6 protein-coding genes and 1 pseudogene are annotated in these 5,996 nt (G+C 32.7%); 4 read left to right on the forward strand and 3 right to left on the reverse strand.

Annotated features, from left to right (window positions below; translation table 11 throughout):
* Nucleotides 1-80: 80 nt before the first annotated feature.
* The 3 genes from GO684_RS05415 to GO684_RS04780 form a co-directional block, all read right to left on the reverse strand.
* On the reverse strand, nt 81-251 hold the full coding sequence (locus GO684_RS05415; RefSeq protein ID WP_246228236.1) for a hypothetical protein: 171 nt from the start codon (nt 249-251) through the stop codon (nt 81-83).
* Nucleotides 252-976: 725 nt separating this feature from the next.
* Entirely contained in the window at nt 977-1,837 is an 861-nt protein-coding gene (locus GO684_RS04775; RefSeq protein WP_175939365.1) for a hypothetical protein, read from the reverse strand.
* A gap of 116 nt (nt 1,838-1,953) precedes the next feature.
* Nucleotides 1,954-2,322, reverse strand: coding sequence for a glutaredoxin domain-containing protein (locus tag GO684_RS04780; RefSeq protein ID WP_175939374.1), 369 nt, complete (start codon nt 2,320-2,322; stop codon nt 1,954-1,956).
* A 68-nt stretch (nt 2,323-2,390) separates the two neighbouring features.
* On the opposite strand from GO684_RS04780, the gene ribF reads away from it, so the two are divergent.
* The 4 genes and pseudogenes from ribF to GO684_RS04800 all read left to right on the forward strand — a co-directional run.
* Entirely contained in the window at nt 2,391-3,419 is a 1,029-nt protein-coding gene (gene ribF / locus GO684_RS04785) for a riboflavin biosynthesis protein RibF (RefSeq protein ID WP_175939367.1), read from the forward strand.
* A complete protein-coding gene (gene lspA, locus GO684_RS04790; protein ID WP_175939369.1) occupies nt 3,416-3,880 on the forward strand; it encodes a signal peptidase II in 465 nt (154 codons plus the stop codon). Before ribF ends, lspA begins: the two co-directional genes overlap by 4 nt.
* Before the next feature lie 50 nt (nt 3,881-3,930).
* Nucleotides 3,931-5,272 (forward strand): annotated as a pseudogene (locus GO684_RS04795) (M16 family metallopeptidase).
* On the forward strand, nt 5,259-5,996 hold a 738-nt coding region (locus GO684_RS04800; RefSeq protein WP_175939371.1), incomplete at its 3' end, for a M16 family metallopeptidase. The pseudogene GO684_RS04795 and the gene GO684_RS04800, both read left to right, overlap by 14 nt.

The following is a 5,996-nucleotide window of genomic DNA, read 5'->3' on the forward strand; positions in this document are numbered from 1 at the left end:
CCATTGATTGTGCTAGTTGACGTAAGTCAAAAAGTTTAAAGGTACTTAAGGATATCAAAACTATATTCCTATTACCATGTTCACCCGAGTTCAATCCCATTGAAAGACTTTGGTTGTATATAAAACAAAGCATCTTGCGTAATAAAGCCTATAATACGATTGCTTTGCTTGAGAGCGCTTTGTGTTAATTTATTGGCCCTCTTTCTTGCTCTGCAATTAAACAACTCTGCGATGTCGCTTATTTGACTCACTAATAGTGGTAATTTGTATTATCAATAGCCTCATTAATTTTTTTTAACTCTTCCTGTCTACCTTTATCTTGTTCATTATGAATTGGCCTTAGCGTAATCGTAATATACGAGAACTTCATTTTTTACATATTACTGTAGACTTTTGACATTCAAGCTAAATTTCTTCTTGATTCTTATCTTTAATGGTAATGTTACAGTTCTTCTCCTCTTTCAAATTTTAGGTGCTTTATTCATGTAATCAATGCTGTTTTTGAAATGAACATATTTTTGCTACAGCTGTTATATTGTGCTTTTTTGCTGCAATTACAGCATTTAGTTCTTTTACATATATGCATTTTGCACTTTCTTCAGCGTTTCTTTTGATTCCACGGCTTTTTCATCCAATAATTTTGATTTTAATGCTATTTAAACCACGCTATTTTGCCATACTACTAAATATGGCCCTTTTCTATTATTGTCTATACGTTCTTTGTACAATGGGAATTGATGTTGGTCCGTCCAGATAAGGAAGGCTAGGGATGTTTTGCGCAAAAGCTAAATGCAGCATGTGATTAGTTTTTAAAAAGATAAAAATTATCCTCAATATTTTAAACATTTAATTTTTTTTGGTTTCCCATGTAAATTCTACTGGTGCAGACTTAAATTGTGAATTGAAATAAGTACTTAAATTTGAGTACTTATTTTTTTGAAAAAACAGATATATACAGACATCAGTTTGTATTATCTCAGTGGAACTTGACAAGTTTATCTATAGTTTTAGTAATGATTCTTGGAGTGTCAGGGGAAACTTCTAAATTAAGCCTGTTTAGTTGCTCTACAGCAACCTTGCTGTTCTCAGTGGCTATAAAGTTACATAAAATGTCTTCTATATCCTTAGTAATATTTTCATACTTTCTCAAAGGATGATTTTGTGGATATCTATTGATGGTTTTGATACTGGAATACTCAACAAAAGCTTGATCCTTAAAAGCAAGTTGTCTCAGTTGCTCTTTTAGTTTTACTTCTTCCTCTTTTGCTAAGAGGCAAGACTGTACCAGTGATTTTACGATCAAATTTATTGTTTGATGTATTTCAGAATTTACTATTATGTTAATAGTATTCTCTTTTATCACGCAATCATACGTACTTTTTTCGTTCTTTAACAGCTCTGTTAACGTTTTACTATTTCGTGAATTTAGTTCCAAATTTTCTTCGCTCATGGGAGTCATGATGAAAGTGTTTTTATTCACTCTAATGTTGAACTGTGGAGAGTCACTAAAAAATGAAAACGCTATGCCCTTAGACTTAAGTGCATGATTGCATGCAGAAAGAAGAGTGCGCGATATAACGCTGTTTGACACCTTCATCCCGTGTTTACTCAAATGGTGCAATACATTTTCAACGTCATGGTACGTGAAGCCTGAACTTTTTAGTAAATCAACAACCCCTTGTTTATACTCTATCCTTACTTCCTCTGTAAAAAGAGTTTTGGCTGCTACATGCTTATCAAGCACCGTGAAAATTTTAATAAAATTCCCCAAATCCTGTTCGTCAACTAGTTCAATAGTAATTAAGTTCCTGCTAACAATTGAAATATTTTTTGTCATTTTTTCTCACTAGAAAAACTCACTAAACGAATTGTATTTTTAATCCATTAAAATTTATTTAAGCAAGTATGCTAATTCTTCATTTGTGCGTTACACAACAGTAAAAGCAAGAAAAATCACATAAAATCGTCATGTGGTACTACACATTCTTCATACTCATTACTGCTGCTTGTATAAGTTGTTACATCAGTTTTATCATAATTGGTACTTAACATATCATCTAACTTTCCTTCCCTTTCAAGGTCTATCAATTTGTCATATCCAGCAATATGGTGTACATAATTGCCGTTTTCATCAACAATAAAAATTTGCGGAACTGTTCTAACATTATATTTTGACTTTATGTCATTGAACAAATCTGGCTTTTCAAGCACGCCAATTTCTTCATATTTTACACCTTTTTCATCCAGTAATTCCTTTGCTTTTTTGCAGAATGGACAATACTGCTTTATATATATAACGACCTTTCTGTTAGCATTCACAATTTACCTCCCTAGTTTATAAAATACAGTTATTATAATAATAATAGGAAACATATAAAATATCAAATTGTATGAAAATTATTTATGATTACGAGCAAGGAACAGAAAATAACGTAGCATTAACCTTCGGAAACTTCGATGGCATTCACTTAGGACATGAGTTAGCAATTTCTACTCTAAAGAAAATAGCACAAGAAAGAGGATTACCCTCCGCAATCTTAACTTTTGAGCCTCATCCATCAACTGTTTTATTTAATAGGAATAACTTTAAATTAATAAATCAAGAACAAAAAAAGGAACTAATCAGCAGCTATGGTATAGATTACTTATATATTATTAATTTCAATAAAGGTTTTTCTCAGATCAGCTGTGATGACTTCATCAGCAAGATTTTGATAGATAGGTATAACACTAAACACATAATTGTCGGAGAAAGTTGTACTTTTGGTCATAAACGGTTGGGCAATACATTAACCTTAAGGAAATTTTCTGAAACATATGGATATTCCTTGACTGAATTAGAACTATTAACAGTTGGTGGAGAAATTTGCTCTTCTTCTTCAATTAGAGAGCACATGCAAAAAGGCGAAATAGAAATTGCTAATAAGTTGCTTGGCAGGCCCTATCAAGTTTCTGGTACTGTAATGAAAGGTGCACTTAGAGGTAGAAAAATAGGATTTCCAACTATAAATATTCCGATAGAAGATCGTATGATAAAACCTAAGTTTGGCACATATTATGCCAAAGTGGCATTTACCTCCTTAGATGTTATTCCACTACGTGGTGCTAGAATTTATAGATCTCAGTGTCAAAGGAATGGAATAACAGAAGGCTTTACAAAAGGCTCATTCCCTAACAGCGTTCCAAATTGGTTATACGGAGTAGTAAACATTGGTATGAGGCCTACGTTTAAGGATTTAAAAAAGCCCATAGTAGAAATGCACATATTCAATTTTAATGAAGACGCGTATGATCGTAAGGTTAATATACAGCTTTTAAAATTCATAAGATCGGAAAAGAGGTTCCTTGGTGTTGACGAATTAGCAAAACAGATAAATCATGATATATTTGAAGCTTATCGGTTGGGGACAGACTTATGAAAAAACTATGCTTGATTATTATACTTATTGTGATATTAACAGATCAGGTGAGCAAGCTTTACATAAATTCATTGATTGATGAGGGAGAGTCAATTGAAGTTTCCAGCTTTATAAAACTAGTTGAAGTATGGAACTCAGGCATTAGTTTTGGAATGTTCAGCGCCTTACCATATAACGATCTCTTTTTTTCAGCGTTCTCAACACTAATAGTTAGTGTACTTATATACTTGGTTTATAAGTCTAATGATAGATTAACTTGTCTTGGTTTTTCTTTGATGATTGGTGGAGCAATCGGAAATGTAGTTGATAGGATCTACTGGGGAGCTGTATATGACTTCATATATTTTCATATTGGTAATTGGTACTGGCCAGCTTTCAATTTGGCAGATTTATATATAGCTTGCGGAATGTTTACATTATTATATAAATGGTACATATATGATAGACTTGTTTCTCAGTGAAATGAGGAATAAAATCATTGTTTTGAGTTCAATTATATTAGATAAGAATAATGCTTAATAAGTTCTTTAGTTTTTTTATATTACTTGTATTTTTTTTCGTTTATCTAATTGCTCTGAAAGCTGAAAGTGTAGAACACAACGTAAAGCATGTTAAACTCAGCAATGGATTAGATGTTTATGTCGTTCCTAATCATCGAATTCCTGCTGTCCTGCATGCAGTAATATATAAAGTTGGAGGAATGGATGATTTGATTGGTAAAACAGGATTGGCTCACTATTTTGAACATTTAATGTTTGAAACTACAGGAAAGTTTAAAGACATAGAATCTACTATGAGTAGCATCGGGGCTCAATTTAATGCGGGCACGACTAAGGAATATACTATTTACTATGAATTGATCCTCAAAAAAGATTTACCACTGGCAATGGAAGTCGAAGCAGATAGAATGGGCAACTTTAATGTTACTCAAGACAAAATAGATAGGGAAAAAAACATCGTGCTGGAAGAAAGAAAGATGAGATTTGAAAATCGTCCTAGCAATTTATTATGGGAAGAAATGAATAGTGCATTTTACCGTACTGGCTATGGCAGGCCTGTTATTGGCTGGGAAAGCGATATTAAAACTTACAATCAGGATGATATAACGAGATTTCATGATAACTATTATCACCCAAACAATGCAATGCTGCTGGTTGTTGGTGATGTGGAGTTTGATGCAGTGGTGAAATTAGCAAAAGAAAAATATGGAGAAATTAAAGCCAAGCCAGTAATTAGATATTACCCAAATCAGGATCCAGTACACAATGCAAGTTTATCAGTAACTTTAGAAAGCAATGAGGTAAAAGAACCAGTATTATATTTTCGTTATCGTGTTCCTTTATTTAAGCATGTAAGTGAAACTTCTGCTGTTGATTTGGCAGTTAACATTTTAGGGAGTGGCAAATCTAGTAAACTATATAAAGATTTGGTTCTAAGCAAAGGTATGGCAGTGTCAGTGTCTGCTTATTATGATAGTTTAACTTTTAGTGATGGTTATATTGATATTGAGGTAGCTCCAAAAAGCGGAGTGAATTTAGATGTCGTTGAAAGAGAGCTAGATAGTGCTATCAATCACTTTGCCTCGGAAGGAATAACGAATGAGGAGTTGCAAAGCACAAAGTATAGGTACAAGGCAGCACAGCTTGATAATCTATCGAGCTTAACCAATATAGCATTTTTCTATGGCTCACATCTAGCACTTGGTATTCCACTTGATGAAATAGATATTTCATATAGTAAAATTGATGATGTTAATTTAGAAGATGTGAATAGTAAAATCCGTACCATCTTTTCTGCTGATAAGTTAGTTGGTCGTTTGCTACCAATAAGGAGGTAACAATGAAGATAAGTAAATTTGTATTTTTATTTTTTTTCTGCCTAGGCTTTAATTTGCAAGCAAGTAGTAACCTAAATATAGAAAAGGTCACTACCAAGAAAGGGTTTAAGTTTTTATTCGTTGAAAACCGTGATTTACCAAAGGTTTCATTGAACATATCGTTCAAAGATGCAGGTTACGCGTATGAGAATGCAGACAAACAGGGACTCACTTGGTTCACTTCTCTTGCAATTCAAGAAGGAGCTGGAAAAAGTGATGCCAAGGATTTTGCAAAAAGGCTTGAAGGTAAAGGAATCAGTTTAAATTTTATTGCTGATTTAGAAGCATTTAGGGTTTTGTTAAATACTTTGTCTGAGAATCTAGAGGATGCAGTTTCGTTACTAGGAGATGTTATAATGTATCCTAAAGTTGACCACGAAGGATTTAATAGAGCTCTTGAGAAAGCCAAAGTTAATTTTAATAATCTTGAAAAAAATCCTTATTTTGTTGCTGAAAAGAAAATGAGTATGTTGTTGTTTAAAAAACATCCTTACTCAAAAAGTGAGTATGGAACTCTTGACACTATAATGAATATTACTAGAGATGATGTTTTAGCGTACGTAAAGCGTAATTTCGCTAAAGATAATATAGTTATTAGTGTTGTTGGTTGCACAACAAAGGAAGAAGTTAGTACACTACTGGATAAATATTTATCTAAACTACCATTAAAAAGATCAAAAGTTGAAAAAATACCTATAAAA

The organism is Wolbachia endosymbiont of Litomosoides brasiliensis (assembly GCF_013366805.1).
GTDB lineage: Bacteria > Pseudomonadota > Alphaproteobacteria > Rickettsiales > Anaplasmataceae > Wolbachia.